The organism is Inquilinus sp., assembly GCF_057815775.1.
This window is the reverse complement of sequence record NZ_JBYRFX010000611.1, coordinates 1-3,068: the sequence shown is the minus strand read 5'-3', so window position 1 is coordinate 3,068 and position 3,068 is coordinate 1. Positions and strand designations below refer to the sequence as shown.

Genomic DNA, 3,068 nt, shown 5'->3' with positions numbered 1-3,068 from the left:
GCCACGGCGCTGCTGCAACTGCTGTATGCCGTGCCGCCGCTGTATCATCTGAATGCGGCGGTGCTGGACCGAGACCTGCCCGCGATCGCCGCCTACGACACGGTGTTCCGGCCGCTGCACCAGCGGCTGTTCACCCAGCCGATGACGGATTTCGCCGTGCTGTCGCCGGACCGGCTGCTGCAGCGGTCGGTGTTCGGCGACGGCACGACGGTGACGGTCAATTTCGACACCGCGCCGCGGACCCTGCCGGATGGCGCTGTGCTGCCGGCCCAGTCTGCCCGACTGGAAGGGCCGGGGCAGGGGCCGCAGGTGGTCGAAGCTGCCTCGTTCTTCCGCACCCCGAAGAAATAGGCGGATGCATCAAAGCCTGAGCGAATCCGCCTAGTCGTCGCCGCGGGCGCGCCCTACCATCGCCTCGCACGTCAAACAGGGGGTGCCCAAAATGAGAACAATGCTTCGCGGCGTGATCGCCGCGATCGTGCTCGGCTGCGCCGCTGTGCCGGCCCTGGCCGAGACGCCGAAGGACACGCTGGTCCAGGCCTATCGCATCGACGACATCATCACGCTCGACCCGGCCGAGGTGTTCGAGTTCTCGACATCCGAATACATCAACCAAGTCTATGACCGGCTGGTCTATTATAATGCCAAGGACCCGTCGAACTTCACGCCCGGCATCGCCGAGAGCTGGAGCGTCGCCGACGACGGCACCACCTACACCTTCAAGATCCGCGACGGGGCCAAGTTCCACTCCGGCAACCCGCTGACGGCGGAGGACGCGGCCTATTCGCTCCGCCGCGCCATCAAGCTGAACCTGTCGCCGGCCTTCATCGTCGGCCAGTTCGGCCTGACCGCGGACAATGTCGACGCCATGGTCACCGCGCCGGATGCGCGCACGCTGGTGTTCAAGACCGACAAGGCCTACGCGCCCAGCTTCGTCCTCAACTGCCTCAGCTCCACCGTCTCCTCGGTGGTCGATGCCAAGACCGTGGAGGCGAATGCCAAGGGTGGCGATTTCGGCCATGAGTGGCTGAACACCCACTCGGCCGGCTCCGGCCCCTACAAGCTCGGCGCCTGGAAGCCGAATGAGAGCTTGGTGATGGACCGGTTCGACGACTATTGGCGGGGCAAGCCGGGCTTCCGGCGGATCTTCTTCCGCCATGTGCTCGACCCGACCTCGCAGATGCTGCTGCTGCAGCGCGGCGATGTCGACATCGCCCGCGGCCTGACCGGCGAGCAGATCGAATCGCTGAAGTCGAACCCGGACGTGACGCTGCTGGAGGTGCCGCGCGGCGCCCTCTGGTACCTGTCGATGAACACCCAGACCGAGCCGCTGAAGAAGGTCGAAATCCGGCAGGCGCTGAAATATTTGATCGACTATCACGGCATGGCCGACAGCTTCATGAAGGGCCTGGCGATGCCGCACCAGAACTTCCTGCCCAAGGGGTTCCTGGGGGCGCTGAACGACGAGCCGTTCAGCCTCGACGTCGACAAGGCCAAGCAGCTGCTGGCCCAGGGCGGCTACCCCGACGGCTTCAAGATCAGCATCGACGTGCCGAACGGGTCGCCCTACCTGGAGATGGCGCAGTCGATCCAGGCGACCTTCGCCAAGGCGGGGGTGGATCTGCAGATCATCGCCTCGGACGACAAGCAGCAGACCAGCAAGATCCGGGCCCGCAAATACGAGACCGCGATCGGCCGCTGGGGGCCGGACTACCAGGACCCGCACACCAACGCCCAGAACTTCGGCATGAATGTCGACAACGGCGAGAACCCGCCGATGAAGACCACGGCCTGGCGCACGTCCTGGGATATCCCGGAGCTGACCAAGGAGACCGCGGCCGCGGTGCTGGAGACCGACACCGCCAAGCGCCAGGCGATGTATGAGGCGTTGCAGCGCAAGATCCGCGAGATGGCGCCATACGCCTTCATGTTCCAGCAGGTCGAGACGGTCGCCGCGCGCAAGAACGTCCAGGGCCTGGTCTGGGGCCCGGGAACCGAGAACGACTTCTTCTGGCAGGGCACGAAGGAGTAGGGGCTGAATGGATGCGGATTGGGTTCGTGGTGCGAACCCGATCCGCGTCACTCGCGATATGAGCGTTCATCGCGTGCGGGGCGATTTCCAGAACCGGCTCCAAAACTGAGCCTCCCGGGTTTCCGAGTCCGGCGCTTCGTATGCGGCGGTGACAAGGGCGGAACAATGCGATCGGCTGAAGTTCGTCGGTCCCTTGTTCATTAGCCGAAGATTGAACAGACGGATGCTCTTGGCGACGTCCTCGTCTCGCAGAATTCGCAGTGGATCATCGTTCCAAAGGGCGCTGAGCGATATCTGATCGGATCCGCCTGGTTTGTAGTGAAATTCATTAAATTCGACGCCCAAGCGTTCGGCAACTTCAGGCAGGCCGCCTGGGGCTGCCTCCAAGGGCGATTTTGCGCATCGGAGTACGATTTCCGCATCTTCACCATCGCCGAACACCGACAATACCTCCTGCCAAAACATGTTGAGACGGTACAGGAGCTCTGGCCGTTCCTTTGTCCCTTGCCCGCGCGCGCTCAATGACCAGAAGGATATCTCCGAGATCTTGGGTGATGGAATGAAGTTTTTCATATAATATTTTATAAACAATAGATGCGGATCGATGGTGCATATCTTCATAAGTCTGTCGAACGATCGTTGAGATCGAATGTCTATTGCTGTATCTTGAGCGCGATTGACGCTTTGGTTTTCTCTAAATTTTAGATCAAGCCAGAGATTTTGCTGGTCAATAGGCATGATCGCTTCAAAATCCGATCCAGGCTGAGGGATGCTTGTAAATGTAACATTTCTCAGGCCAAAACCGGCAGTCTCAAGTCGATAGATTAACGAGCGCTCATTTTGGTCAAGTTCAGATTTCTTACGTTTTTGAAACCTAATTGTTCTGATATCTTGGTGGATTTTCCGGTGTTGCCCATATCTGCGGACTACATCTGTAGCCTTTCCAACATAAAATTCATCATTTTGAAATTCTATAATATAGATGCCGCATCTGTTGGTTTTCGTAAACAGATCTGCGATGGAAGGGCGATTGATA

Annotated in this window: 3 protein-coding genes; 2 read left to right on the top strand and 1 reads right to left on the bottom strand. The window is 59.8% G+C overall.

Translation table 11 applies throughout. The annotated features are described in order from the left end of the window. Window positions 1-351 (top strand): glycoside hydrolase (locus tag AC3XYG_RS21430; RefSeq protein ID WP_489141899.1); only part of this gene is annotated, 351 nt, incomplete at its 5' end. Window positions 352-442: 91 nt separating this feature from the next. Then, a complete protein-coding gene (locus tag AC3XYG_RS21425) occupies window positions 443-2,032 on the top strand; it encodes an ABC transporter substrate-binding protein (protein WP_489141898.1) in 1,590 nt (529 codons plus the stop codon). 66 nt (window positions 2,033-2,098) lie between these two features. On the opposite strand, the gene AC3XYG_RS21420 is transcribed toward AC3XYG_RS21425, so the two are convergent. Further along, window positions 2,099-3,068: GIY-YIG nuclease family protein (locus AC3XYG_RS21420; protein WP_489141897.1), on the bottom strand; the 970-nt coding region annotated here is incomplete at its 5' end.

Bases quoted from the DNA above. Each gene is read 5' to 3' on its own strand.
- AC3XYG_RS21425 (WP_489141898.1), top strand. From the start codon at position 443: ATGAGAACAATGCTTCGCGGCGTGATCGCCGCGATCGTGCTCGGCTGC.